The 25,715-nt window shown below is 29.4% G+C and carries 22 protein-coding genes and 1 tRNA gene; 17 read left to right on the top strand and 6 right to left on the bottom strand.

What is annotated here, in order from left to right; genetic code table 11:
• The first annotated feature begins 45 nt into the window (after window positions 1-45).
• The 14 genes from PLW95_00890 to PLW95_00825 all read left to right on the top strand — a co-directional run bounded on the left by PLW95_00890 (window position 46) and on the right by PLW95_00825 (window position 16,924).
• Window positions 46-1,128: a DUF3108 domain-containing protein gene (locus PLW95_00890; protein ID HOV21225.1), complete on the top strand. Its 1,083-nt coding sequence runs from the start codon at window positions 46-48 to the stop codon at window positions 1,126-1,128.
• 1 nt (window position 1,129) lies between these two features.
• Window positions 1,130-1,747 carry a tRNA (adenosine(37)-N6)-threonylcarbamoyltransferase complex dimerization subunit type 1 TsaB gene (gene tsaB / locus PLW95_00885; protein HOV21224.1) on the top strand — a complete coding sequence of 206 codons (618 nt, stop codon included), beginning with the start codon at window positions 1,130-1,132 and terminating at the stop codon, window positions 1,745-1,747.
• A complete protein-coding gene (locus PLW95_00880) occupies window positions 1,737-2,834 on the top strand; it encodes a glycosyltransferase (GenBank protein HOV21223.1) in 1,098 nt (365 codons plus the stop codon). Before tsaB ends, PLW95_00880 begins: the two co-directional genes overlap by 11 nt.
• A 31-nt stretch (window positions 2,835-2,865) precedes the next feature.
• The gene (lepB, locus tag PLW95_00875; protein HOV21222.1) at window positions 2,866-3,405 is read left to right on the top strand and encodes a signal peptidase I; all 540 of its coding nucleotides are present in this window, start codon (window positions 2,866-2,868) and stop codon (window positions 3,403-3,405) included.
• Between the two features lie 157 nt (window positions 3,406-3,562).
• A complete protein-coding gene (locus PLW95_00870) occupies window positions 3,563-4,138 on the top strand; it encodes a nucleotide exchange factor GrpE (protein HOV21221.1) in 576 nt (191 codons plus the stop codon).
• Complete coding sequence (gene ispE, locus PLW95_00865) at window positions 4,110-5,033, top strand: 4-(cytidine 5'-diphospho)-2-C-methyl-D-erythritol kinase (GenBank protein HOV21220.1); 924 nt, start codon at window positions 4,110-4,112, stop codon at window positions 5,031-5,033. The genes PLW95_00870 and ispE overlap by 29 nt, the downstream gene beginning before the upstream one ends.
• A complete protein-coding gene (locus PLW95_00860) occupies window positions 4,987-5,373 on the top strand; it encodes a SpoVG family protein (protein ID HOV21219.1) in 387 nt (128 codons plus the stop codon). Before ispE ends, PLW95_00860 begins: the two co-directional genes overlap by 47 nt.
• A 198-nt stretch (window positions 5,374-5,571) precedes the next feature.
• Window positions 5,572-5,642, top strand: a tRNA-Gln gene (locus tag PLW95_00855).
• A 16-nt stretch (window positions 5,643-5,658) separates the two neighbouring features.
• Window positions 5,659-6,414, top strand: a complete 756-nt coding sequence (locus tag PLW95_00850) for a sugar phosphate nucleotidyltransferase (GenBank protein ID HOV21218.1) — start codon at window positions 5,659-5,661, stop codon at window positions 6,412-6,414.
• Window positions 6,399-7,328 (top strand): ribose-phosphate pyrophosphokinase, encoded by a 930-nt coding sequence (locus PLW95_00845; protein HOV21217.1) that lies wholly within the window; start codon window positions 6,399-6,401, stop codon window positions 7,326-7,328. Before PLW95_00850 ends, PLW95_00845 begins: the two co-directional genes overlap by 16 nt.
• A 742-nt stretch (window positions 7,329-8,070) precedes the next feature.
• Window positions 8,071-11,175, top strand: a complete 3,105-nt coding sequence (locus PLW95_00840) for a DUF4838 domain-containing protein (GenBank protein HOV21216.1) — start codon at window positions 8,071-8,073, stop codon at window positions 11,173-11,175.
• Between the two features lie 17 nt (window positions 11,176-11,192).
• Window positions 11,193-13,403, top strand: a complete 2,211-nt coding sequence (locus PLW95_00835; protein ID HOV21215.1) for a DUF4838 domain-containing protein — start codon at window positions 11,193-11,195, stop codon at window positions 13,401-13,403.
• A 362-nt stretch (window positions 13,404-13,765) separates the two neighbouring features.
• Window positions 13,766-15,853 carry an acetate--CoA ligase family protein gene (locus tag PLW95_00830; GenBank protein ID HOV21214.1) on the top strand — a complete coding sequence of 696 codons (2,088 nt, stop codon included), beginning with the start codon at window positions 13,766-13,768 and terminating at the stop codon, window positions 15,851-15,853.
• 15 nt (window positions 15,854-15,868) lie between these two features.
• Window positions 15,869-16,924, top strand: coding sequence for a Gfo/Idh/MocA family oxidoreductase (locus PLW95_00825; GenBank protein HOV21213.1), 1,056 nt, complete (start codon window positions 15,869-15,871; stop codon window positions 16,922-16,924).
• Here PLW95_00825 and PLW95_00820 read toward each other — a convergent pair.
• The 6 genes from PLW95_00820 to lptB all read right to left on the bottom strand — a co-directional run bounded on the left by PLW95_00820 (window position 16,921) and on the right by lptB (window position 22,874).
• Window positions 16,921-17,529 (bottom strand): MBL fold metallo-hydrolase, encoded by a 609-nt coding sequence (locus PLW95_00820; GenBank protein ID HOV21212.1) that lies wholly within the window; start codon window positions 17,527-17,529, stop codon window positions 16,921-16,923. The two genes, PLW95_00825 and PLW95_00820, sit on opposite strands and share 4 nt — an antisense overlap.
• Window positions 17,530-17,598: 69 nt before the next feature.
• Window positions 17,599-18,714 carry a uroporphyrinogen decarboxylase family protein gene (locus PLW95_00815; GenBank protein ID HOV21211.1) on the bottom strand — a complete coding sequence of 372 codons (1,116 nt, stop codon included), beginning with the start codon at window positions 18,712-18,714 and terminating at the stop codon, window positions 17,599-17,601.
• Window positions 18,715-18,726: 12 nt separating this feature from the next.
• Window positions 18,727-20,352: an ASKHA domain-containing protein gene (locus tag PLW95_00810; protein HOV21210.1), complete on the bottom strand. Its 1,626-nt coding sequence runs from the start codon at window positions 20,350-20,352 to the stop codon at window positions 18,727-18,729.
• 4 nt (window positions 20,353-20,356) lie between these two features.
• Complete coding sequence (gene dxr / locus PLW95_00805) at window positions 20,357-21,460, bottom strand: 1-deoxy-D-xylulose-5-phosphate reductoisomerase (protein HOV21209.1); 1,104 nt, start codon at window positions 21,458-21,460, stop codon at window positions 20,357-20,359.
• Entirely contained in the window at window positions 21,457-22,161 is a 705-nt protein-coding gene (locus tag PLW95_00800) for an isoprenyl transferase (protein HOV21208.1), read from the bottom strand. Before PLW95_00800 ends, dxr begins: the two co-directional genes overlap by 4 nt.
• Entirely contained in the window at window positions 22,158-22,874 is a 717-nt protein-coding gene (gene lptB / locus PLW95_00795; GenBank protein ID HOV21207.1) for an LPS export ABC transporter ATP-binding protein, read from the bottom strand. The genes PLW95_00800 and lptB overlap by 4 nt, the downstream gene beginning before the upstream one ends.
• A gap of 127 nt (window positions 22,875-23,001) precedes the next feature.
• On the opposite strand from lptB, the gene PLW95_00790 reads away from it, so the two are divergent.
• Genes PLW95_00790 through PLW95_00780 form a run of 3 tightly spaced genes read left to right on the top strand, consistent with a single transcriptional unit; the run spans window position 23,002 to window position 25,704 of the window.
• A complete protein-coding gene (locus PLW95_00790; protein HOV21206.1) occupies window positions 23,002-24,441 on the top strand; it encodes a response regulator in 1,440 nt (479 codons plus the stop codon).
• Window positions 24,401-24,664 carry a translation elongation factor-like protein gene (locus PLW95_00785; protein ID HOV21205.1) on the top strand — a complete coding sequence of 88 codons (264 nt, stop codon included), beginning with the start codon at window positions 24,401-24,403 and terminating at the stop codon, window positions 24,662-24,664. The genes PLW95_00790 and PLW95_00785 overlap by 41 nt, the downstream gene beginning before the upstream one ends.
• A gap of 11 nt (window positions 24,665-24,675) precedes the next feature.
• Window positions 24,676-25,704, top strand: coding sequence for a rod shape-determining protein (locus PLW95_00780; GenBank protein HOV21204.1), 1,029 nt, complete (start codon window positions 24,676-24,678; stop codon window positions 25,702-25,704).
• Window positions 25,705-25,715 lie beyond the last annotated feature (11 nt).

The raw sequence follows: 25,715 nt of genomic DNA, 5'->3' as shown, positions 1-25,715 counted from the left end.
AAATGTGTTATTATAATAGAAAATCATAAAGGGTGGTCTAAAAAAATGAAAAAAATCATTATTTATCTGGCTATTTTCGTATTTTTGGCAGGATGTACTGGCAAAAAAAACAAAGAGGTAACTCTTGAAGAAATCCCTGATGTTAATTATCCACCTGAAGAAGCACCTTTATCAACAGATGAAATTTCTTTAACCATAGAAGAAAATGTGCAAGAAGAAACAATAATTCAGCCAGAAATAAATTTATCACAAGAAGAAAAGAAATTAGAAGATGAAAGGTCTCTTATTGCAAAAAAAGAGCAGAAATTACCTAATCCTGTAATACCTGATGAAAAAGAAAAAAAACAGGATGGGAAATTTATTGAATTGTTAAATTATTTTACTTCATGGTCAGGAGAATATCTTCTTTATTCTGCAAAATGGAATTTTGTTAATGTTGGGAAGGGAATAATTATTTGTAAAGAGGAGAAAAATAATAATGGTGAGTTCTATCATATTGTGGGGATTACTGTCCCGGAAGGAAGTATGGCAAAGAGTGGATATGGATATAATAGAGTTGATTCTTTCATAGATAAAAAAACATTAAAACCATATTATTTTTATTCTTATGTAAAAAATGGGGAAAAGGAAAGAACCACAGAGATATTTTTTAATTTTAATAAGAGTGAATACACCTGGAATGTGAAAAAATTAAAAAAAGGGGCTGTTTATTCAAATAAAACACAAAAAGTAAAATTTAATGGAAATTTATATGATGGAATGTTTATTTTTTATGTTTTGAGGAGTGCTGATTTTGAGAGTTACCAGAAATTCCAATATCCTGTTGCAATGGAAAAAATCTGGAATTTAACAATTACAAGAAAAGATAAAATGACAAAAGATGTACCTCTTCTTGGGAATAAGGAAATATACCTCCTTGAACCAATAGCAGAAAGTGATGAAGGAGTTTTTAGAAAAGGTAAAATGAATATATGGCTTACAACTGATAAAGAAAGAGTCCCTGTTTATTTAGAAGGGAGAGTTACCTTAGGTACAGCCAAACTTTCACTTATTTCAAAGGCAAAAATCAATCCTAAGGAGAAATTAGATAGGGCTTTAATATCCAGAATATTAAATTCTGTTGATTAAAATGAAATTATTATCCATTGAGACAACTTCTTCAATAGGGAGTATAGCAGTTGTTGAAAATTTTAATTTATTGAAAGAAATTACTTTTAAAAGTGATGATATAGCGAGTTGCTTGGTAGAAAATCTTGAAAATATTAATTGTGAGATAAAAACAAGTGATTTTGATTATTTTATTGTCTCAATAGGACCTGGTTCCTGGACTGGTATAAGGACAGGGATATCTTTTGTAAAAGGGATTGCCTGTGGTAAAAAAGAGAAAATATATGCTGTTTCATTACCTGATTCACTTTTTTTTATTTTGAAGGATTTTAGATGCAAACTTATTTGTGTTGTTAATGCATACAGAGAAAATTTTTATATTTCAAAATATAACTGTAAATTTAACTTTAAGAAATCATTCCCAATAAAAACATTTTCAAAAAAAATAGTTAAAAATATTTTAAAAAAAGAAGATTATATTCCTATTGGTCCAGGTGTGAACATTTTTTTGAATAATTATAAAAAAGATGTTTTTAAGTTTCCAGTTTATCCTCTGGCAAGTTATAATGCTTTCCTTGCATATGAAAAAATCAAAAGAGGTATAAAGTCACCTCCTCTTGAACCATATTATGGAAGATAAAAAAATCAAAATATTATACCTGCTAAATAGTTCAGAAATTGGAGGAACTGAGAAGTCATTGCTTTTACTTATAGATAATCTGAATAAAAAAAAATTTGATATATACATCATTTGTTTAAGAGGAGAAGGTACTTTTACAGATGAAATTAAAAAAAGAAATATATTTGCTTATATTTATGATTTAAAAAAAGAGCCACTTTCTATTTTTATTGTATATAAAAAAATCAAAAAAATAAATCCAGATATCTGTCAATCATTTCTTTTTATTTCAAATTTAATTGGAAGAATTTTAGGTAAGATTGCAGGTATAAAAATTATTATTTCTTCTCAAAGAAGTGTAGATAAATGGAGAAAATGGTATCACTGGAAAATAGATAGATTAACTTCAAAATTATCAACCATTATTATTTCAAACTCTTTTTCCGGGAAAAAATACCTTGTTGAAAAAGGGAAAATAAATGAAAAAAAAATTGTAGTTATTCCAAATGGTGTCAAATACCCAACAGAAAAAAGAACATTTTCAAAAAGTTCATTTGGTTTCAGTGAAAATAGTATTGTTATTGGTAATGTTGGTAATTTAAGAAAAGTAAAAGGACAGGAAATTTTTATAAAAATATGTAAAGTTATTTCAGAAAATTTTCCTGATGTGAAATTTTTAATTGCCGGAGAAGGACCGCTTAAAGTATATTTAAAACATCTTACAGAGGTATTTGGAGTAAAGGATAAATTTGTCTTTGCTGGTTTTGTAAAAGAAATTGAAAGGGTATATTCGGCTATTGATATTTTTGTTTTGACTTCTCAATGGGAAGGATGTCCGTTAAGTGTCCTTGAAGCAATGAGTTTTGGAATTCCCGTTGTTTCTTTTTCAGTAGGAGATGTACCTTATATTATTCAAAATGGGAAAGATGGATTTGTGGTAAAAGATAGAAATTCTGAAGAATTAGTTAATAAAATAAAGCAACTTTTAGAAGATAAAAATTTAAAAGAAATAATTGGAATAAATGCAAAGGAAAAAATAAAAAAGGAGTTTACTATTGATAAAATGGTAGAAAGATATTCAGAATTATATATTAATTTATTGAAATGAATAAAGACAAAGGGTAAAATATATGACTAAAATGAAAAAAGATATAAAAAAAGAAACAACTGATTGGTTTAAATCGTTATTCTGGGCTATTGTTATTGCTGTTTTTGTTAGAATATTTTTTGTTGGAAATTTCAAAATTCCAACTACTTCTATGGTCCCTACTTTAATGGTTGGTGACCGACTTATATCAAATGATATAATTTATAAAATTAGAAAACCCCAAAGAGGTGAGGTAGTAATTTTTAAACATATTAAAGAAACTCATACAACAGATTATGTAAAAAGAGCGATTGCTCTTCCTGGTGAAAGAGTACTTATAAAAGAAGGTAAAATATATATAAATGGCAAGGAAGTAACAGAACCGAGGATTAGTTGCAGGTATTATTATAGTGATGGATATTATGGGGTTGCGAAAGAAACAGAAGTTCCTCCAGGGTCATATTATGTACTCGGGGATAATAGTATTAACAGTAGTGACAGTAGATATTGGGGATTTGTAGCAGAAAAGGACCTGGTGGGAAAAGCCCTTTTTATATATTGGCCACCATGGAGAATGGGTTTTATAAGGTAGAATAAATATTGGAAAAGTGTAAAACAAAAATGTAAAATGCGTATTTTAGAGCATCCGACTATGTAGTGTGGCGGATTCAAAATGAAGCAAAACAAAAGATAAAAACTTTTTACATTTTTAGTTATCATTTTATATTATAATAAGAGGTGTATGTAAAATGGAAAATAAGAAAGAAGGAATAGTATATATAAAAGAGAAGGATTTGATGAAATTGAAAGAATCGTTAAAAAAAACAAAGGAAATTAAAAAAGAAAATGAGAAATTAAAAAAAGATATTGACGAATTAAAGGATAGATATTTACGAGTTCTGGCTGAGTTTGATAATTATAGAAAAAGAGTTGAAAAAGAAAAACAGGAAATTTATAAGTATGGGGCTGAAAATCTTTTGAGACAATTACTTCAATTTGACAATATATTTGAAAATATCTTAAAACAAATGGAAACAAATCCATCTAATGAAGCAATTCATAAAGGAGTTGAACTTTTAAAAAAGGAATTTACAAAATTTCTTGAGGAAAATGGTGTTAGAAAAATAGTGACAAAAGGTAAAAAATTTGACCCGCATATACATGAAGCAATTGGCGTTGTAGAAACAAATGAATTTGAAGATGGGGAAATTGTAAAGGAAGAACAACCTGGCTATGTTTATCACGACAAAATTTTAAAGCCATCACTTGTAAAAGTTGCAAAAAAACCAAAAACAGATGAAAGTTCTTGCACCGGCAAAAATTAATTTATTTCTTGAAGTAGGAGAAAAGAAAGAAAAGTTTCATCCTATTGTTTCTTTAATTACCCCTATTTCTCTTTCAGATATTGTAGAAATTGAAAAATCAAAAAAAACAGAAATTATTTTCCATTCTAAATGGGAAATTCCTGTTGATAATACAGTTAAAAAAACATTGGATTTATTGGAAACAAAATTCAAAACAGACATTCCAGTTAAAATAGATATATGGAAAAGAATACCTCCTGGTAGTGGACTTGGTGGTGGTAGTTCAAACGCTGCTGTTGTTCTTGAAAATGTTATTCAAATGTTCAATTTGGATATTTCAGAAAAAGAGATGCTAAAAATTGCTCTTAATGTTGGTTCAGATGTTCCTTTCTTTATTTATAAAAATTTATCAATAGTAAGTGGATATGGTGAGATTGTAAAGCCAGTGAAAAATTATATTCCAACTTATTATTTCTTATTACTTGTTCCACCTATCAGAATATCAACTAAGGATGTGTACGAACAATTAGATAAAAAAAGGGAATTTGGTAATTTGACAAATGGATTAAAAAAAATTAAAATTCTTGTCGGCTTATTAAGAGAAAGAGAATTTGAAAAAGCAGAAAGCATAATGTATAACAGATTAGAAAAGCCCTGTTTTGAAATATGGGAAGAAGGAAAGGAGGTGATGAAAGAAATTGAAAAAATGTCGGGAAGAAAATTTTTTCTCTCGGGAAGTGGTGGAAGTTTATTTTCTATTTTTAGAGAGAAAAGAGAGGCAGAAACAATAAAATTAGGTGATGTTGCTGTTGGCTGGGATTTTTTTATAATTGAATGCTTTAACAACTCAAAGATAAAGGAGGAAATAAATGGAAATAACCGAAACCAGAATTTCGCTCGTTACAAATCCGAGTAGTAGATTAAGAGCATATGCCTCTGTTACCTTTGATAACCAATTTGTAATAAGAGATATAAGAGTTATTGAGGGTAAAAAAGGGCTTTTTGTTGCAATGCCAAGTAAGAAAATTCAGAGGCCATGTCCTAAATGTGGATTTAAAAATCCCGTAGGTAATAAGTTTTGTGGTTCTTGTGGTTCTGCCTTAAATCCTGTTGAGGAACAGCGTCTTTCACCTTCCCGACAACATAAAGACCTTGCTCATCCAATAAAAAGCGAGTTTAGAGATTATATCCAGAAGAAAGTGCTTGAAGAATATGAGAAGGAAAAGGCAAATCCGACAAAAAACAATAGAAGTTAAAATTCAAACTTAATAATGTAAAATTGAAATTGTAAAGTGCTTTTTCAGGAATTTGGCACTCTTTTGGTGGATATAAAATACTCGTTTAGAGTTTTAAACTTTAAAATTATTTTCTTTGTCTTAAATTTTACATTTTCGTTTTACATATTTTTAATTTTTTGTTTATATAACGGTTTTCACTATATGTTATTTAATTTTTGCCCGGTGGTGTAATGGTAACACATCGGCCTTTGGAGCCGAGTTTCGAGGTTCAAATCCTCGCCGGGCAGTTCAAGGAGATACCAAATGGCTTCAAATCTTGCAGTGGTAATACTTGCTGCTGGTTCTGGAAAAAGGTTGGGCGGTGAAAAACAAAAAGTTGTAAAGAATATATTAGGCAAACCAATGCTTTCTTATCTTATGGAAACAGTAAAAAAACTTTTTCCAGATGAAGTTATAATAGTTGTTGGCTTTAAAAAAGAAGAGGTTATAAAACAACTTGAAGGAGAAAATGTAAAATTTGCTGAACAAGTTGTTCCTCTTGGAACAGGAGATGCTGTTAAGAAAGCAATGCCCCTTTTAGAAAATTTTGATGGGAATATTCTTATTCTATATGGTGATGTTCCATTTATTTCTTATGATACATTAAAAAATTTTATAAATGATTTTGAAAATAGCAAAGCAATGTGTTCTATAATTACAGTTTCTATTGATAATCCAACTGGTTATGGAAGAATTATAAGAAATAAAGAAGGGAAAATTACCGGGATAGTTGAAGAAGTTAATGCTACTCCCCAACAAAAAGAAATAAAAGAAATCAATTCTGGGATATACATATTTAAAAAACAACTTCTTTTTGATACATTAGAAAAACTCAAAAAAGACCCTGTTAAAGGGGAATATTATCTTACTGATGTTATTAAAATTCTTGCTTGTCAGGGAGTAAAAATCCGTTCTTTTACAATATATACACCTGAGGAAGTGATGGGTATAAATACAATAGAGGAACTCCAAAAAGCAGAAAAACTTTTAAAAAGGAGTGAAAAATGGACAGTTGTTTAATTTTTTCAGGAAATTCAAATAAAAATTTAGCCGAAAATATATGTAAATATCTGAATAAAGAAATAGGGAAAATTAACATTTATAGATTTAAAGATGGAGAAATTTGTGTAAAAATTGAGGAAAATGTAAGAGGAAAAGATGTTTTTGTAATCCAATCAACCTGTCCACCTGTAAATGAAAATCTTATGGAACTGCTTATTATTCTTGATGCTTTAAGAAGAGCATCTTCTAAAAGAATTACTGCTGTTTTACCATATTTTGGATATGCAAGACAGGATAGGAAAGACCAACCGAGAGTTCCCATAACAGCAAAACTTATTGCAAATCTTATTGTATCGGCAGGTGCTAATAGAATTCTTACTATGGATTTACATGCTCCACAAATACAGGGATTTTTTGATATACCTGTTGACCATCTTTTTGCTGCTCCTATTGTAATTAGTTATTTAGAAGAAAAAGTATTTGATAAGTTGGTTGTTGTTGCTCCCGATGTTGGAGGAGTAAAAATGGCAAGGGCTTTTGCAAAAAGATTAGATGCTTCATTGGCAATTGTGGATAAAAGAAGAGAAAGTCCTGATAAAGTTGAGGTAACTCATGTTATAGGAGAAGTAAAAGGTAAAAAAGTAATTATTGTAGATGATATGATTTCAACAGGTAATACAATAATTGAAGCAGCAGACATATTGATTAAAGGTGGTGCTATTGAGGTTTACGGATGTGCTTCACATGCGGTTTTTTCAGAAGATACAATAGAAAAATTAAATAACTCAAACTTAAAAGAAATTATAATAACCAACACAATACCACACTTATCTTTACCACCTAAATTTAAAATTTTAAGTGTGTCTTCTTTACTTGGAGAAGCAATTAAAAGAATCCACTTAGAAACATCAATTAGTTCATTATTTATTTAAGTTCAATTGCTTTCCATTCCTATTTTTTATCCCATTGTTGGTTTCTTTCTATGATTTGCTTTTTTAGAACGCCATCTCAATTTTCTTTTTTTTCTTCTCATTTTTTCTTCTTAGCCACTTTTTTACCTGTTGTTTTCTTTGTTGTTTTTTTACTACAACCTTTTTTACTTGCGGCTTTTTTCTTTATCACCATTGTCTTCACCCCCTTTCATATTCTCCCTATATTATTTTTAATATTAAAACACATAAATTTTTTTTTGTCAACAAGATATATTACCACATGATTATGTGACATTTTTTACCAAATAAAAATGTGACATTTCCACATGCTCGCCCGTAGGGTCTACACCCGAGAGATCCTTCGGAAATATACACTTCTTTAATTTCTCGTCTTCTAACAATCGCTAAACTATTTTTATTATTCATAATTTACATTATACATTTTTTTAGGTGTATAACAAAGGGAGAAAAAATTAAAACAAAAGTGCTGCTTTTGTATAGGATATTTTAGTAGAATTATTTTTGAGAAATGCCGGTCTCTTGAAAAAAATTTTTTTAGGGTTTATAATAAAGTTAGAGAATTAGGAGGTGATTATGGTATGTGAAGTAATAGAGTTCACAAGAAGTATAATTACTATAAATAACTCCTCTAAAAAATCTAACTTCATCATACAAGGTATATATGAAAAGAGCAAAAACTATTTTAGGCTTATTAGTGTTTTTATTTTTGCCGACTTTTTTGATGGCTGAATCAGAAATAGGTATTTGTGGCTGGCGTTCAAAAACATGGAAAGAATTTTTGGAGAAAGAGTGTGAAGTAAAGTCAGATATTTTAAAAGAAGAAGATGGTTATATTCCAGTAAAAGAATTTAAGAATTACAAATTTATTATATTAAGTCAGGATAGACCAAAACCGTTAACAGAGGAAGATAATGAAGTAGTTAAAAAATATCTAAAAGAAGGTGGTCATATTTTAATAACAACAATAACTATTGGTAATTGGGTTCCATCAGACAACAGAAAATTTTCTTCATGGGCAGATTGGATAGGAGCAACAACTTATCAATATGGGAAAGTGTCTGCTAAAATTATTTCTCCTGAGAATCCGATTGTAAATCATTTTGCGAAACAAGAGTATAGTTGGTTTGGGTCAGAGCCGGGTTTGACAGATATTACAGCTGGGAGAGTAATAATAGGAACAGAGAGCATTGGGAAAGTTTTTATCAATCAATACGGAAAAGGGACTTTTATATATTTTTCACCAGTAGTTATGTCATATTACAAACAAGATTGGAAAGATGACCCGGAAAGCAGTAGTTTACTTTTAATGGTTAAAAAAATTGTTTCTTCAATATTAAAAAACGAGCCACCTATAGAAGAAATAATAAAAAGTAGTAAAGGGCAGAAAACAGAAATCATATCTGTGGCAGGTAAAAAGAAAGAAGTTATAATTATATCAGATTCTTCAAGTATATCTATTGCAAGGACTTTATGTAATTATCTAAATAAAATTACTTCTGGGAATATTAAAGTTATATTAGAAACAGAAAAAGCAGAAGATATAAAAGAAAATTTCAAGATATATGTTGGAAGAACTAATTATGTAAATGAAATAGGACTTGATTTTGATAAACTTCATCCATATGGATATTATATAATAAGCAATCCAGATAGTTTGGTAATTGCAGGTAAGTATTTGGGAGGGACATCATATGCTATTTATGATTTTTTAAAGAGGTTTTGTGGATATAGGTATTTTATGCCAGGGGAATTAGGAGAAATAATTTCTAAAAAAGAAATAATAAATTTACCATTAAAAATAGATATTAAGGAAGAACCATCTTTTATTACATATACAAATGCCGGTTTTTACGGAGGAAATGGGAATTTTTCTCGTTCATGGAGAACAACATTTTTAGCATCTCATAATCTTTATCATATTTATTCACCTGAAAAATATTCTGAAAGTCATCCAGAATATTATCCAATGATAGAAGGGAAAAGATTTATCCCTCCAAAAAATTCAGGTGGGACCTGGCAGCCATGTGTTAGTAATCCTGATTTACCAGAAATTGCAATTGAATGGTCTAACGAATACTTTGAAAAAAATCCACAAATGCTCGGTATTCCAGTAGGTGTAAATGATGGTGGAGGAGATTGTCAATGTCCAGATTGTTTAGAACTAAAAAGGAAATTTAAAAATCAATATATTCCTTTTTACAATCAAATAGCAAAATTAGCGCAGAAACAATTTCCAGATAAATTGGTAAGTTTTATTGCTTATGGAGGCGCCTCTCCAGTTCCTGAAAATATAAAATTAGAACCGAATATTTATGTAGAAGTAGCGAGTGGATTAAGAGAAAATATGAAATTATTAGAGGGATGGAGCAATGCAGGAGCAAAAAACATCGGGATATACGATTATCTTTATGGGGGTGGCTATATAGTTCCTCGTCATTATCCCCATATAATGGGAAAAGCATGGAAAGAAGCATATAAAAGTGTAAATTTAAAAGGTGGATGGTTTGAGACATTTACGCAAGTTTGGTTATATGATGGACCTCGTCAGTATGTTTTAAATGAACTTGCATGGGATATAGATGCTGATATTGATAAACTTTTAGATGATTATTTTTTAAATTTTTATGGAGAAGCAAATAAACCGATGAGAGAATTTTTTGACAGAATTGAAGAAATTTATGGTAGAAAAAAAGACCCATTACATCCAATAGCTGATTGGCAAAGTTTGAAACAACTTGATGAATATATCTGGGATGACCTTGAATATCTTAATAATAAACTTAACAAAGCAAAAGAATTATTAAAAGATGAAATAGTAAAAAAAAGGATAGATTTATTTGAAAAAATATGGAGGTTAAGTGAATTTTATTTGGAGAGTTATCTTACAATGAAAGATATGCAGAATATAGAAGAGATTAAAAAAGATGAAAAAATAGAAGATATTATAAATAAAGCAAAAATGGGGTTTAAAGCAATTGAATCAATAGAGAACTATCAAATGACCACTGAGGAAGAAAAAAATATTTTTGTAAATACAAACCTTGAAAGTTTTAAAAGTCAACAAACTTTAATTATAAAACCATATTTTGAAAATGAAACATATAAAATATTTACAAAAATAACGGAGTATTTTGAGAAAAAAGGAAATAGCCAGGAAGATATACAATCATTTTGGAAAAAAGTAGCAGAGGAAAATAAAGATAATGAAATAAAAAGTATTGCACTTTCACAGATATTTATCAAGCAATCTCCTGAGAGTAAACAGAATTTAGTTCTCAATGGAAGTTTTGAGCCAGGAGAGGAAACAAAGCAAGAAGAAGTTTTTTCTGAAGAAGAATTAGAGAAATTTGATTGGAAGAAATTAGATAAAAGATTAAAAGGGTGGACAACATGGAATTTTCAACAATCAGTCACAAGATTTTATTGGGACCCAACACAAGCACATACGGGGAAATATTCAATTTCAATTAGAGAAAACCAGATATCAGGATGTTTTCAGGCAGGTATTAAAGTTACTCCAAAAGCAGGATATTTATTAAGTTTCTGGGTTAAACAGGACCCCCCTGATAAAGGGGGTTCAATGACAATAAGGTGGATGGATAAAAATGGATGGGCGGACCAGGGAAAAGGAAAAGCACCAAGAATTTCAATCTCCTATCCTAAAGAAAGAGAAAGTAAATGGCAAAAGGTTGAATTCTTTTTTATTGCTCCTGAAGATATTACTTCCTGTGTTTTGCTTTTTGGTGCTCCTGTTCAGAAACAAGATGAATGTATCTGGTTTGATGATATTTCATTAATAAAAGTTTATGACCCTGTTTTTTTTTAGGTAGTGTCAAAGAACAAATGAAAATAGGTAAAAATGATAAATATAAAATAAATATTTTTTTTCCTTCTGGTAATGGAATAATACAGACAGAAACTGCTATATTAGAATTAAAAACATTTTTTAAAAAATGTGGACTTGAAGAAGTTAACAGTCTCTCACCTGAAGATTTAAATATTATTCTTTCTTATCCAGAAAAAGGAATAGTTCAAGAAGGTTCTTTTTGTCTGAATATCTCTCCTTCCAAAAGAGAAATAAAAATTTCAGGATGTGATGAGGAAGGAATTAGATGTGGAATAATTTATCTTTTAGAATTATTTGGAGTGAGATATTTTCGTCCTGACTCTCCTGCTTTGGAAGAAATTATCTTACCAATAAAATTAGATGAAACAAATCAAACATTCTCACCTTCTTTTCCTTATAGATGTCTACATATTTGTGCCGGTAAGCATCATTATGATGAAAAAGTAGCAGAATGGATGTTTCATTTAAAAATGAATAGTAAACTTACTCATCATAACGAAGTAGATATTCTTAAAGAAGAATTACCAAAATGGGGTTTAAAACCAGATACGACCGTTCATAGTTATAGTTTCTGGATACCAGATAATAGATATTTTGAACAACATCCAGAATATTTTGCTTTAATAGGAGGAAAAAGAGTAAAACAGTCAGAAGGAGGACAATTATGTCTTTCTAATCAGCAGATGAGGACAGAGTTTATCCAGAATATTTTAAAATATATTAAAGAACATCCGGATATCTCTATCGTTGGTATTCCTCCTAATGATGGTTATGGCTGGTGTGAATGTGAAAACTGTAAAAATTTAGATACACAGGAAGATAGAAAAAAGGGTTCTGTAAATGGAAGAGTTGCTGATTTTATTAATGATATTGCAAATAAGGTAAAAGAAGTATATCCTGATGTTTTAGTTGGACATTATTCTTATAGTAACTTTTCTGACTTTTATCAAGTAAAAGATGTTTTACCTGATAATCTTATCGTTTCTTGCACTATTTGGAGATGTTATAAACACTCTATTGGAGACCCTAATTGTCCTATAAACAAGCCAATTTTTGAGCGGATAAAACAATTAAGAAGGAAAATTAAACACATATATATTTATGACTATTATACTTATAACTGGGATTTTTTACCTGCTCCTATCTGGCAGGTAGTTGCCCAGGATATAAAATATTACCATCAATTGGGATTGGATGGTTTTTTAAGTGAAGTACCAGGAGTTGAAAGTAAAGCATGGGAAACATTTCATCTTCCTATTTATGTAACAGCGATGTATCTCTGGAATATTAATACTAATTTAGATAATACTTTAAATGATTATTGTCAGAAAAATTTTGGTCCTGCTGATTCTTCAATGCGTCGTTATCTGGACTGTTTAGAAAAAGGACTAAAAGAAATGGATGGATGTTTTACAAAGAAAACAGATGATTTTAAGAAGATGTTCACAAAGGAAATCCAAAAAGAATGCCTTGGTAATATAGAAAATGCATTAAAGGAAAGTAAGAATTTCCCAGAATATTATCAACGAGTTAACAAAGAAAAAGAACTTTTTGATTACTGGATACATATTTTTGAAGAAAGAGAAAAATATCACTCACAAAGTGAAATAAAAAGTTTCCCTCTTTCTCAGATGAACATTGAAACTCCTCTCCAAAAAGATCCTTCAACATTAGTTTTAGTTGATAAAATAACACTTATTCCACCAGAAAAAAACCAGACACTTGTAAAAGTATATTCAGACAATAAAGAAATTGTATTTATAATTGAATGCCAAGAAGAAGAAATGGAAAATTTGACAATTCACAAAGGAAATGATGTAGGAGCAGTATATGGAAGCGATTGTATAGAAATTTTTATTGCTTCTTCACAGGATGCAAAAACCTGTTATCATTTTCTTATAAATCCAGATAATTTTAAATGTGCTTCTGAATGTGATTTATTAACTAATAGATGGAATTGGTCATGGCAAGGTAATTATCAAACAGAAACAAAGAAATTTCCAGATAGATGGGTAATTAATTTCAGAATACCTAAAAAAGAAGTAGGTATTGAAGGAAATAAAGTATATTTCCTGATAGTTCGTAATAGAAAAATTAAAAAGTGGGAAATTACTTCATTTCCAGGTGTAAAAGGTTATTTTAATCCAAAATCATATTCATCAGCAATTTTAAATAGCGATTTGAACAGAGACTGTTGTGTCAAATAAAAATCTACTCCAACACATTGTTTATTTTTCTCTTCTTTTTCTATTTCCATTTCTCTTTCTTTTTCTTCCTCCCTCTCTGATACCTCTATGCTATTTTTTTACTTATTTTCTTCCTTATTCCCATTTTTAATTCCTTTTTCATTTGCACCTCCGGTTTTTTCTTATTTTATCCGAAGGTGCTATTTAAATCCTATTTTTCCAGTAGATTCTTTTTTGTCTTGTCTAACATACCTTTTGGAGTAGATTTATTATGTCTCAATTCGAAAATTTGACTTTCCTCTATTAAAAAGATATAATTTCTAAAATAAATAAAATTAAGTATAACAAAAAAAATTAAGTAATGCTTAATAATGGGGGTTATTATGTTAAAACAATTTTTTATGCCCGAAAGTATTGCTCTGGTTGGTGTTTCAACAAATCCAGAAAAACTTGGTTATAAAATATTAAAAAATATAATTGATGGGGGGTACAGAGGTAAAATTTTTCCTGTAAATCCAAAATCAGGTAAAATTCTTGGACTGGAATGTTATAAAAGCATTTCTGAAATAAAAGAAAAAGTTGAACTTGTAGTAATTGTTGTTCCTGCAAAATTCGTCTGTGATGTAGCAAAAGAATGTGGAGAAAAAGGCGTTAAGGGATTAATTGTAATTAGTGCTGGTTTTAAAGAAGCAGGAGAAGAGGGGAGAAAAAGAGAGGAAGAATTAGAAAAAATTATTAAAAAATACAATATGCGCCTTATTGGACCAAATTGTTTAGGCATTATAGATACTACAAATGATCTTAATGCTTCTTTCGCTTTTGATATGCCACAAAAGGGGAAAATCGCCTTTATAACTCAATCAGGCGCTCTTGGAACAGCAGTTCTTGACTGGGCAATAAAAGAAAATATTGGACTTTCTAAATTTGTAAGTTTCGGGAATAAAGCAGACATTTCAGAAATTGACCTTATTGAAGAGCTATCTGATGACCCCGACACAAATGTTATTTTACTTTATTTAGAAGGGATAGAAGAAGGCAGAAAATTTATTGAAGTTGCAAGAGATGTCTCAAAAAAGAAACCAATTATAATTGTTAAATCCGGAATAACTGAAATGGGAAGTAAAGCAGTTAGTTCTCATACAGGAAGTATTGCTGGCTCTGATATTGCTTTTGAAGCATCTTTCAAAAAAAGTGGTGTTATAAGAGCATATTCAGTTGAAGAACTTTTTGATTACGCAATTGCTTTTTCATATCAACCACTTATAAAGGGGGATAGAATTGCAGTTGTAACTAATGCAGGAGGTCCTTCTGTAATGGCTGTTGATGCAATAGAAAAAAATGGACTTAAACTTGCACAAATTTCAGATACAACAAAAGAAAAGTTAAAGGAATTTCTACCCCCATCTTCTAATATAAATAATCCAGTTGACTGTTTAGGTGATGTAATGGCAGAAAATTATGGAAAAGCACTTAATGTTGTTATATCTGATAAAAATGTAGAGGCAGTTATATGTATCCTCACTCCACAGGTTGTAACTGAACCAAAAGAAACAGCAGATAAAATTATTGATGTCTCAAAAGGTTTTAACAAGACAGTTGTAGGATGTTTTATGGGAGGAAAAAGAATAGAGCCAGGAATTATAAGATTAAGTGAGGGAAAAATTCCAAATTATCCTTTTCCTGAAAGGGCTGTATCTTCTCTTAAAGGGATGGTAAATTACAGAAAATATTTGGAAAAGAAAGAAGAAAAAATTATAACTTACAAAGTAAATAAAGAAAAGGTAAAAGAAAAATTGGATAATTTCAAAAAGGCAAAAATAAAAGTTGTAGGAGATATTGAAGGACGAGAAATTCTTTCTCTCTATGGTATAAATACAATCAATTCTCTTATTGCTAAAAATTTAGAAGACGGGAAAAATATCTTTAAAAAAATGGGATACCCAGTAGTTATGAAACTTGTTTCTCCTGATATAATTCATAAAACAGAAGTTGGAGGAGTAAAAGTAGGGATAAAAACAGAATCTGAGTTTGAGAAAGCATTTAATGACATAATAAGGTCAGTGAAAGAATATAAAAAAGATGCTAAAATTGAAGGAATACAGATACAACAATATATAGAAGGTGGAATTGAAACAATAGTTGGAGTTAATAAAGATGCTCAATTTGGGCATTTAATAATGTTTGGGCTTGGTGGAATTTATGTTGAACTTTTTAAAGATGTTTCTTTTTCTCTTGTGCCGCTTATGGAAAATGAAGTTTCTGATATGATTGATGATATAAAGGCAAGTAAATTATTTAATGGTTTCAGAAATATTCCACCAGTTGATAAAGAAAAAATCAAAGAAACACTTTTAAGGGTATCACAATTGGTTAGTGATTTTCCAGAAATAAAAGAAATGGATATAAATCCCTTAATTGTTAAGGAAAAAGAAGTAATTGCAGTTGATGTAAGAATTGGTTTTGACTCTTAAAGGAAAGGAGAAAAAATGAAAAATGGGAAGTATTGTGTTGGATTTATTGGTTTTGGTGGTATTGCAAGTTCAACTCATTTTCCTGGCTGGAAAAAGTTATCAGATGTTGAAGTAATTGGGATAGCAGATGTTTCAGAAAAAGCAAGAAAACAAGCAGAAAAAGAAGGAATAAAATATATTTTTGATAATTATAAAAAACTGCTTGAGATTCAGGAAATTGATATTGTTGATGTATGTACTCCAAATAAACTGCATTATCCAGCAGTAATTGATTCATTGAAAGCAGGAAAACATGTAATATGTGAAAAACCTCTTGCTACAAGTGTAAAAGAAGTGGAAGGTATGATAGAACAGGCAAAAAAATCAAATAAAAAACTTATGGCAGCACAACATCAAAGATTTAGAAAAGAAAGTGTTTTGACAAAAAAACTAATTGATGATGGCTTTTTTGGAGAAATTTATTTTGCTTTTGCCAATGCATTAAGAAGAAGAGGAATACCAGCCCGAGATACATTTATTAAAAAAGAACTTTCAGGCGGCGGTCCTATGTTTGATATCGGAGTTCATATTCTTGATTTGACTTACTGGTTTATCGGATGCCCAAAAGTCCATTCAGTAAAAGGAATTACATATACAAAACTTGCAAAGAGAAAAGATATAAGAGGATTATGGGGTGAGTGGGATAGAGAGACATATAATGTAGAGGACTTTGCTTCTGGATTTATAAGGTTTGATGATGGAAGAAGTTTGGTCTTAACATGTAGTTTTCTTGCAAATATGGAAAAATTGGAGGATTTTTCTACAACTTTATTTGGAACAGAAAGTGGATTTTTATGGCCTGATGGAAAAATTGCAACAGAAAAAAATGGTATTTTACAGGATATAAAACCATTATTTGATAATGTGATGTCAGATATTCAGCCACCACATCATCAGGAAATAAAGGAGTTTTTTGAATGTGTAAAGGAAAATAAAGAGGTACCTGTAAAATTAGAGCAATCCTTAGAGGTAATAAAAATGCTTGAAGGAATTTATATAAGTGCTGAAAGTGGAAAAGAGGTTTCCTTTTAAAGAATTTTTACTTCTGCATTTTTTACAAGAGAAGTTAATTTTTCAGCATCTTTTTTACTACCTACAATATTCCCATAATGAATTGGTATTGCAACTTTTACATTCATATTGTTGATTGCTTCTGCTGCCTGTTCTGCATCCATTGTATATGTTCCCCCAATTGGCAAAAGGACAATATCAACCTTAACTCCTTTCATTTCAGGTATAAAGTCAGTATCACCTGTAATATAAATTGAACTATCAGGAAATTTTATTATATATCCAACCCAATTATTGCTTTTTGGATGGAAGTTTTTATTTATATTATATGCAGGAACACCTTTTATTTTTACATAAGGCAGTTCAATTTCCTCATACGGTTTTATCTTTCTTGTATTTCCATTTATTGTTTCAACTGCATCAGATGGTCCTATAATAATTGTTTGGTCTTTCCTTATTTTATCTATATCTTCTGGACTACAATGGTCATAATGTGGATGTGTTATTAAAACTAAATCACCTTTTGGTTCATCTTTTTTTATTTTCCATGGGTCAACATAAATATATTTACCTTCTTTCTCTATTAAAACAGATGAATGCCCTAACCACTTTATATTCTCAATCATTTTCTCCCTCCTTTTATATTTTGATTGAATGATAACAAAAAAGTTTCACTCAATAAAATTTTTTCAATTTTATAATTTCCCATATTTCCCTCCGCAGTCAATATAATGAATAATGTTTTCTTTTATTTTTTTATCAAGTGGAGTTGTTAATGGCATTGCTGTTGGACATAAAATAAATGGTGTATTTCCAACTTCATTAATTGCTTTTTTAACTGCATCTTCAATATCTTTTTTACTTCCAATTTCCAATAATCTTTCTTCTATATTTCCTATCAAAACAATTTTTTCTCCAAGAATTTTTCTTGCTTCTTTTAATGTTATATCTCCATCTGGCAGTGGTTCAATAGGGTCAGTAGCATCTATTTCTATCTCTAAAAATGCCTTTAAAACATTTTTTATTTTCCCGTGTGAATGTAATCTCCCTTTTGCTCCATATTTGTGAAGAAGTTGGAACAATTGCTTATCATAAGGAGTTACAAGTTTATCAAATTCATTTGGGCTTAAATAAGGAGGAGTAGCATATTCTGGACCACATATTCTATATACTGTTATTGCTCCATTTTCTAAAAGTTCTTTTAAGTAATTATAAATTCTTTCCTGAAAAAAATTTATGAGTTTAAAAATAATATCCGGGTTGTCAATATAAAACATTAAAAATCTACTAAAACCAAAAAGGCTAACCACCAAACATAAAGCATCAGGAATATCACCCATTAAAATTCCTTCTTCTCCTAATTTTTTGTCTTTTTCAAAAAAAGATGAAACATCAACTTTCATAGGGATGTATGGAAGAGAAAGAATTTTTTTAGCATCATTTATATTCTTACATAAATTCTCAATTGTCCAGGATGTATGAATCCCTTTATCCTGTCTTGAGTGAGTATAAACTTCCCCAAGAGGTGTTCTTATTGTTGTTTTTGTATGAAATTGGTCATTTTCTTCCCATTCTTCTGTTTTTATATCATTTAGGTCTATTTGTCCATAAAAAATAGATGGACTATTTATTATTGGAAACCAGAAATACATCTTATCTGTTTTCCCTTTTGCATAATTCAGAATCTCAACATATTCAGGATAATTATAAATCCAACTATCATAATTACCATCAAATTCATATAAAGAAATAGGGATTCTGTCAACTTTTCTACCTTCAAAAACATTTAATATCCTTTCTCTTGAGTTCATAACCTCTCTTTGTTAAAAATACATGTTTTCTGCCAGTATATAATCAAAATTCTTTTCTACTTCATTTGTTTTTATATGAACTACGCTTCTTGCAATTTCTTCAGCAGTTTTTTTTCTTTCCTCACATAACAAAATTTCTCTTGCCCCTTCAAGAGAACCATTTCCAATTTTAATGACTTTTTCTTCTTCAATTTCTGGAATAAGTCCTATTTTCATTGCATTTTTTACATTTATAAAATTCCCAAATCCGCCAGAAATGTAAATTTTCCCTAAATTTTCTTTTTCAACTGGATAACATTTCATAAGTATATCCTGTGCTGTTTTTATTGCTGATTTTGAAGTTATAAGTTGGTACATATCTGCCTGTGTAATTTTTATTTCTCCTGTTATGTAAAAGTCCTGTTTTAATTTTGCATTTTTACTTAAAATATTATATTTTAAAAGTTCTGCAAGTAAATCAATAAAACCAGAACCACATATACCAATTGGATATTTATTTCCTATTGTAGAATAAAAAACTCTTCCATCAATTATTTCTATTTTTTTCACTGCCCCTTCTATTGCTCCAACTCCAAAGGAAATATTCCCACCTTCAAAAGCACCGCCTGCTGCTGCGGAAGTAGAAATAATTTTATATTTATTTCCAATAACTACTTCTCCATTTGTTCCTATATCAACTATAATGGATATTTCTTCATTTTTATAAATTTCTGATGATAAAATATCTGCAACAATATCTCCTCCAACATGTCCACCAATAAGAGGAATCCCATAAACATCTCCATTTTTGTTTATTTTTAATCCAATTTCTTCTGGCATAACAATTATTTCTTCCTTATGGACTGGCTCATATGGACTTACTCCAAGGGAAGAGACATCAATCCCAAAAAATAAATTTCTCATTGTAGGATTTCCTGATACAACAACACTATAAATTTTTTCTGAAAAATTTTCTCCATATTTTCCCGAAATTTCATCAATTGAATTGTTGATTGCCTCAATAATAACTCTTTGTAGTTTTTTTACTCTTTCTCTTTTTTCTTCATCATTTAAATATCTTTTTTGATTTTTATCAATAGAAACATATTCAATTCTTGAAATAACATCATTACCAAAAGAAATTTGAGGATTTGTTTTAGCAACTGTTGCTATAATATTACCATTTTCAAGGTTCACAATATCAAAAACAACTGTTGTTGTACCAACATCAATTGCCAATCCAAAAATATTTCCTCTATAAACATCTATAATCTCTCCTTCTTTATAGACATTTTCATTTTTTTTGTAAAAACGAGGACAAATAGGAATTTTTCTCTCCATTCCAAACTTTAAAATTTCATACCTTCCAGAATCTTTTATGTAGACAACTATATCTCCATTATCTTTTATTATTTTTGTCTGGCAGGCAAGCCGCTCATTATCTGATAAGAAAAATTTTTCTTCAATTTGATTTAGTGGTGATAAATTTCTTTTCCCCTTCTCAATTCTTACAACACATTTCCCGCATTTTCCTTGTCCACCACATTCAGCAGATAATTGAATATTATTTCTTTGAGCAATATCAAGAATTGTCAATTCAGTCTCTATTGGAAAACCTTTTTTACCTATTTTTGACTGTGGAAAATAAATTTTTCCCATTTTTTTAATAAGAATTTTTTATTTCTTCTGTAATTCTGTAAATATCATTTATAGTTATATTTTTTTGTATTTTTTGTTTTTTAATTATTTTTTCAATAGTCCCTAAAATATCTTGAAATTTTATTTTATTTTCAAGAAAATACCTAACAGACACTTCGTTTGCAGTATTTAAAACAACAGGATAAGAGCCATTTATTTTTATTGACTCTTTTGCAAACTTTATAAATTTTTCTTTTCCAGAAGGAGCTCTAAAAGTAAGTTTTTTCATCTTATCTAATGGTAGAATTTCAAGAGATTCTCCTTCTCTTTCAGGATAGTTTAAAACATAATTTATTGGAATTTTCATATCTGGTTTATACATAATTGCCTTTATTGTTCCATCAATAAATTCTACTAACCCATGAACTATTGCCTCAGGATGAAATAAAACCCCAATTTTTTCAAATGGTAAAGAAAAAAGATGATGTGCTTCAATTATTTCAAAACATTTATTCATCATTGTTGCAGAATCAATTGTTATTTTCTTGCCCATTTTCCATATAGGATGAGAAAGAACCTGTTTTAAAGATGGACTTTTAATTTTTGTTTTATAAAAAGGTCCCCCTGATGCAGTCAGGTATATCTTTTTAATATCTTTTTTATTTTCTTTTTCTATAATCTGAAAAATTGCATTATGCTCACTATCAATAGGGAGAATTTCACTTTTGTATTTTTTTAATAAATTTTTTATAATACTACCTGCAACAACAAGAATTTCTTTTGTTGCAAGTCCAATTTTTTTTCTCCTTTTCAGACACTCAACAAAGGTATCTAAACTGTCAATACCAGGTATAGCAAAAATGAAAATATCTGAATCAACTTTTGAAATTTCAGACATTTCTCCTTTATAAAAAAATTTTATATTTTTAAATTTCCTTTCAAAAGATGTATCTCTTTCTTCAATATAAACAAATTCAGGTAAAAATTGTTCAATTTGTTGAGAAAGAATTTTTTTGTTTTCTTTACATGCAAGAGCGACAACTTTAAATTTATTTTTTTGTCTATTTATAACTTCAAGTGTATTTATTCCTATTGTCCCTGTTGAACCAAAAATAACAACTCTTTTCACTTAACAAGCCCCCCAAATTTTCTTTTTCTTCTTTGGTAAGAAACAAGACATTTATAAAAGTCCTCTTCATCAAAATCAGGCCAGAGAACATCTGTAAAGTAAAGCTCTGAATATGCTGATTGCCATAATAAAAAATTGCTTATTCGCTTTTCTCCTGCTGTTCTTACTATAAGGTCAGGGTCAGGAAGAGAAGGAAGATAAAGAAAATTCCGGAAATTTTCTTCTTCAACCTTTTTTATATTCCCATGTTTAATTATTTGTTCTATTGCATCCAATATCTCCTGTCTGCCTCCATAATTTATAGCAAAAATTAAAGTAAGTCCTGTATTTTTTTTAGTTAAATTTCTTACCCTGTCCATTATTTCAATAAGTTTTTTAGGAAGTTTTTCTTTCTTACCAATAAAATCAACTTTTACATTATTTTTGTTTAAATTATTTCCTTCTTTTATCAGTCTTGTTTCTATAAGTTTAAGGAGAAAAGAAACTTCTTCTTGCGGTCTTTTCCAGTTCTCTGTTGAAAAGGAATATAATGTAAGATATTTAATTTCAAATTTTTTTGCTGCCTTTACCACCCTTCTTACTGCTTTAATCCCTTCTTTATGACCAAAAATTCTTGGCAAATTTTTTTTATTAGCCCATCTTCCATTTCCATCCATTATAATTCCAACATGTACCGGTAATATCGTTAAATTCTTTCTCATATCTGAAATTTCTCTCCAAAATAAACACCTCTTGCTTCTGGATGTTTTAATATTTCTTCTGGTTTTCCTTCAATAAGTATTTTGCCCTGATAAATTATATATGCTCTATCTGTTATTGTTAGTGCTTCTCTTACATTATGGTCTGTAAGTAAAATACCAATATTTGAATTTTTTAATTTGACAACTATATCCTGAAGTTCAGATACAGTTTTTGGGTCAATTCCTGAAAAAGGCTCATCTAAAAGAAAAAACTTGGGATTTAAACTTAAACTTCTTCCTATTTCAAGTCGCCTTTTTTCTCCGCCTGAAAGAGTTCCTGCTGGCTGTTCCCTCATATCATAAAGCCCTATCTTTTTTAGATATTCTTCAACAACCTGCTTCATCTTTTTTTTATCTTTGTAATATGATTCAAGAATTATATAGAAATTTTCTTCAACTGTTAATTTTGAAAAAATTGATATTTCCTGTGGAAGATAAGAAATACCCAATTGACTTCTTTTCCAGACAGAAAAGTTTGTTATATCTATCCCATCAACAAAAATATTACCTTTATCTGGTTTTAAAAATCCAAGTACCATTTCAAAAGTTGTCGTTTTTCCTGCCCCATTTGGACCTAAAAGTCCAACAATTTCTCCTTTACCAACATTTATGGAAATATCTCTAACGGCTACTTTTCTCCCAAAACTCTTTTTTAAATTTTTTGTTTCAAGCATTTTTTAATTTTACCATAAGAAGAAGCAGTATAAAAAATAAACAATTCAAAAATTATAGGGTAAATGGTATTATATTGACTTTGTTCCATTATCTTGTTAAAATAAAATGAACAAAGAGAGGTAGAAAATGAATGAAAAAATTTTAATTATATCTGATAAGGAAAATTTAAAAAAATTATGCAGGGATTTACTTGAAAAAAGAAATTTTATTTTTGAGGAAACAAATAATGGTTTTGTAGCAATTGATAAAATTAAAAATAATGAATTTACTCTTATTTTACTTGACTTACAAATAAGCGAAATTGATGGATTCCAGTTTATTAAAAACGTCAGGGAATTCAATAATTTAATACCAATTGTTGTAATAGATGAAGAAATTAAAAATGCAGTAAAAGCAATAAATTCAGGTGCAAATGACCTTTTGATTTATCCATTTGATATTAATCAATTTTTTAAAACAATTAAAAAAAATATAGAAATTGGAAGTTTATTAAAAGAAGTATCAAGATTAAAAATTTTTGAGACACTTTTTGAGTTGAACAAAAATATTGGATTTCTTACAGACATTGATACATTTCTTGAGAATATATCTGACATTTTATTAAAAACATTTTCACCCGAAAGAATTTCAATCTATTTAATTGATAAAGGCAGTAGCAATTTTATTTTAAGAAAACATAAATATATTGCAGATAAGACAAATAAACAAAAAATGAGTTATTCAAAAGAAGAAATAAATAAAATCTTTGGTTCAGAAATAGTTAAATTAGATGAACAAACTAAAACAATTCGTGCTTTTGTTAGAATAAAAGGAAAAGAAAAAGAAGTTGGATTGCTTGATATAGAAATTTCTAAAAACATAGGTATCTTTGAAAAAAACGAGGTAAAATTTCTTGAATTATTTTCAATGCAAATTGGAATAGGAATTGAAAACTCTATTTTATTGGAAACAATTAGGGGCTCATATTTTTTAAATACAATAGAGTGTCTAATAAAATCACTTGAAGTAAAAGATGGATACACAAAACAACACTCAGAAATGGTTGCATATTATGCTACACTTCTTGGAAAGAGATTAGAATTAAGTGATGAAGAAATAGAAACACTAAAAATATCTTCTTTTTTACATGACCTGGGAAAATTAGGAGTAAAAAATGGTATTCTTTCTAAAGAAGAACCATTAACACCAGAAGAAAAATATTTTATAAAGAAGCATCCTTTAATAACTGTGAATATTTTGCGACCATTAAATGTGGATAAAGAAAAAGTTGAAGCATGTTTATATCATCATGAAAGAGTTGATGGAAGGGGATATCCAGAAGGATTAAGTGGAGAAAAAATCCCTTTATATGCTAAAATTTTGGCAATTGCTGATGCTTATAGTGCTATGCGGGCAGATAGACCATACAGAAAAGCACTAAGTAAAGAGGAAGCAATAAGTGAACTATTGGCAAATGCAGGTACTCAATTTGATAGAGAACTTGTTAATGTTTTTATTGATATATTGAACAAAATGGAGGTGAATAATGAAGGAGATGAAAATAGGGGAGATAACACATTATTTTAATAAAATTGGAGTTGCTGCTATTAAAATTACCAACGACCAGTTAAAAAGGGGAGATGAGATACATATAAAAGGACACACAACAGATTTTTCTCAAAAAGTAAATTCAATACAAATAGAACACCAGGAAGTTGAAGTTGCAAAAGTTGGTGATGAAATTGGAATAAAGACAGATGAAATTGTTAGAGATGGCGATGAAGTTTTTAAAATTATAGAAGAAATGTAAGGAGAGAAAATATGGTAAAATTTCTGACTTTTTTTTCAAATGATATAGGTATTGATTTAGGAACAGCAAATACATGTGTTTATGTCAGAGGAAAAGGAGTTGTCTTGATGGAACCATCAATAGTTGCAATGAATACCACCACAAAAGAATTCGTTGCTGTTGGTGGAGAAGCAAAAAAAATGCTTGGAAAAACACCTGCTAATATAGTCGCAATGAAACCAATGAAAGATGGAGTAATTGCTGATTTTGATGGATGCGAAGCAATGTTGAGATATTTCATTTCAAAAGTAAAAACACCAAAACATAAATTTGTCCTTCCACCAAGAATTGTAATTTCAGTTCCTTCTGGAATTACAAGCGTTGAAAGAAGAGCAGTTAAAGAGACCGCTTTAAAAGCAGGAGCGCGGATGGTAAGAATTGTTGAAGAACCAATGGCAGCAGCAATAGGAGTGGGACTGCCTGTTGAGGAACCATGTGGAAGTTTAATAATTGATATAGGTGGGGGGACAACTGAAATGGCAGTTATATCACTTGGGGGTATTGTAATTACAAAAAGTTTAAGAATTGCAGGCAATGAAATGGATGAAGCAATAATTGAATATTTAAAGAAAAAATATAATTTATTAATTGGGGAAAGAACAGCAGAAGAAATTAAAATACAAATTGGTTCTGCTTATAAACTTAATGAAGAACTTGAAATGGATGTTCATGGAAGAAGTCTGGTAGAGGGATTGCCCAAACAGATAAAAATAAACTCAGAGGAAATAAGAGAGGCATTAAAAGACACATTAAGTTTAATAGTAAATGCTGTTAGGGATGTTCTTGAAGAAACACCCCCAGAACTTTCTAGTGATTTAATTAAAGAAGGAGGAGTTGTAATTGCAGGTGGGGGGGCATTATTAAAAGGAATTGATAAACTTATTTCTCAGGAGACAAAACTTCCTGTAATTGTTGCTGATGACCCTCTTACTGCTGTTGTTAGAGGAACAGGTAAAATGCTTGAAGAAGAAAAATATTTTAAACATTTCCCTCAAGAATAAATTACACAAAA

It is taken from the genome of bacterium, assembly GCA_035370465.1.
In the GTDB taxonomy this organism is placed as follows: Bacteria; Ratteibacteria; UBA8468; order B48-G9; family JAFGKM01; genus JAGGVW01.
Note: the sequence above shows the minus strand (reverse complement) of the source record. Positions and strands in the feature narration are given on the sequence as shown.

What these genes read in the sequence shown, in the direction of transcription:
- PLW95_00890 (HOV21225.1), top strand. Translation starts at nt 46, where the DNA reads ATGAAAAAAATCATTATTTATCTGGCTATTTTCGTATTTTTGGCAGGA.
- tsaB (HOV21224.1), top strand. Translation starts at nt 1,130, where the DNA reads ATGAAATTATTATCCATTGAGACAACTTCTTCAATAGGGAGTATAGCA.
- PLW95_00880 (HOV21223.1), top strand. Translation starts at nt 1,737, where the DNA reads ATGGAAGATAAAAAAATCAAAATATTATACCTGCTAAATAGTTCAGAA.
- lepB (HOV21222.1), top strand. Translation starts at nt 2,866, where the DNA reads ATGAAAAAAGATATAAAAAAAGAAACAACTGATTGGTTTAAATCGTTA.
- PLW95_00870 (HOV21221.1), top strand. Translation starts at nt 3,563, where the DNA reads ATGGAAAATAAGAAAGAAGGAATAGTATATATAAAAGAGAAGGATTTG.
- ispE (HOV21220.1), top strand. Translation starts at nt 4,110, where the DNA reads ATGAAAGTTCTTGCACCGGCAAAAATTAATTTATTTCTTGAAGTAGGA.
- PLW95_00860 (HOV21219.1), top strand. Translation starts at nt 4,987, where the DNA reads ATGGAAATAACCGAAACCAGAATTTCGCTCGTTACAAATCCGAGTAGT.
- PLW95_00850 (HOV21218.1), top strand. Translation starts at nt 5,659, where the DNA reads ATGGCTTCAAATCTTGCAGTGGTAATACTTGCTGCTGGTTCTGGAAAA.
- PLW95_00845 (HOV21217.1), top strand. Translation starts at nt 6,399, where the DNA reads ATGGACAGTTGTTTAATTTTTTCAGGAAATTCAAATAAAAATTTAGCC.
- PLW95_00840 (HOV21216.1), top strand. Translation starts at nt 8,071, where the DNA reads ATGGCTGAATCAGAAATAGGTATTTGTGGCTGGCGTTCAAAAACATGG.
- PLW95_00835 (HOV21215.1), top strand. Translation starts at nt 11,193, where the DNA reads ATGAAAATAGGTAAAAATGATAAATATAAAATAAATATTTTTTTTCCT.
- PLW95_00830 (HOV21214.1), top strand. Translation starts at nt 13,766, where the DNA reads ATGTTAAAACAATTTTTTATGCCCGAAAGTATTGCTCTGGTTGGTGTT.
- PLW95_00825 (HOV21213.1), top strand. Translation starts at nt 15,869, where the DNA reads ATGAAAAATGGGAAGTATTGTGTTGGATTTATTGGTTTTGGTGGTATT.
- PLW95_00820 (HOV21212.1), bottom strand. Translation starts at nt 17,529, where the DNA reads ATGATTGAGAATATAAAGTGGTTAGGGCATTCATCTGTTTTAATAGAG.
- PLW95_00815 (HOV21211.1), bottom strand. Translation starts at nt 18,714, where the DNA reads ATGAACTCAAGAGAAAGGATATTAAATGTTTTTGAAGGTAGAAAAGTT.
- PLW95_00810 (HOV21210.1), bottom strand. Translation starts at nt 20,352, where the DNA reads ATGGGAAAAATTTATTTTCCACAGTCAAAAATAGGTAAAAAAGGTTTT.
- PLW95_00800 (HOV21208.1), bottom strand. Translation starts at nt 22,161, where the DNA reads ATGAGAAAGAATTTAACGATATTACCGGTACATGTTGGAATTATAATG.
- lptB (HOV21207.1), bottom strand. Translation starts at nt 22,874, where the DNA reads ATGCTTGAAACAAAAAATTTAAAAAAGAGTTTTGGGAGAAAAGTAGCC.
- PLW95_00790 (HOV21206.1), top strand. Translation starts at nt 23,002, where the DNA reads ATGAATGAAAAAATTTTAATTATATCTGATAAGGAAAATTTAAAAAAA.
- PLW95_00785 (HOV21205.1), top strand. Translation starts at nt 24,401, where the DNA reads ATGAAGGAGATGAAAATAGGGGAGATAACACATTATTTTAATAAAATT.
- PLW95_00780 (HOV21204.1), top strand. Translation starts at nt 24,676, where the DNA reads ATGGTAAAATTTCTGACTTTTTTTTCAAATGATATAGGTATTGATTTA.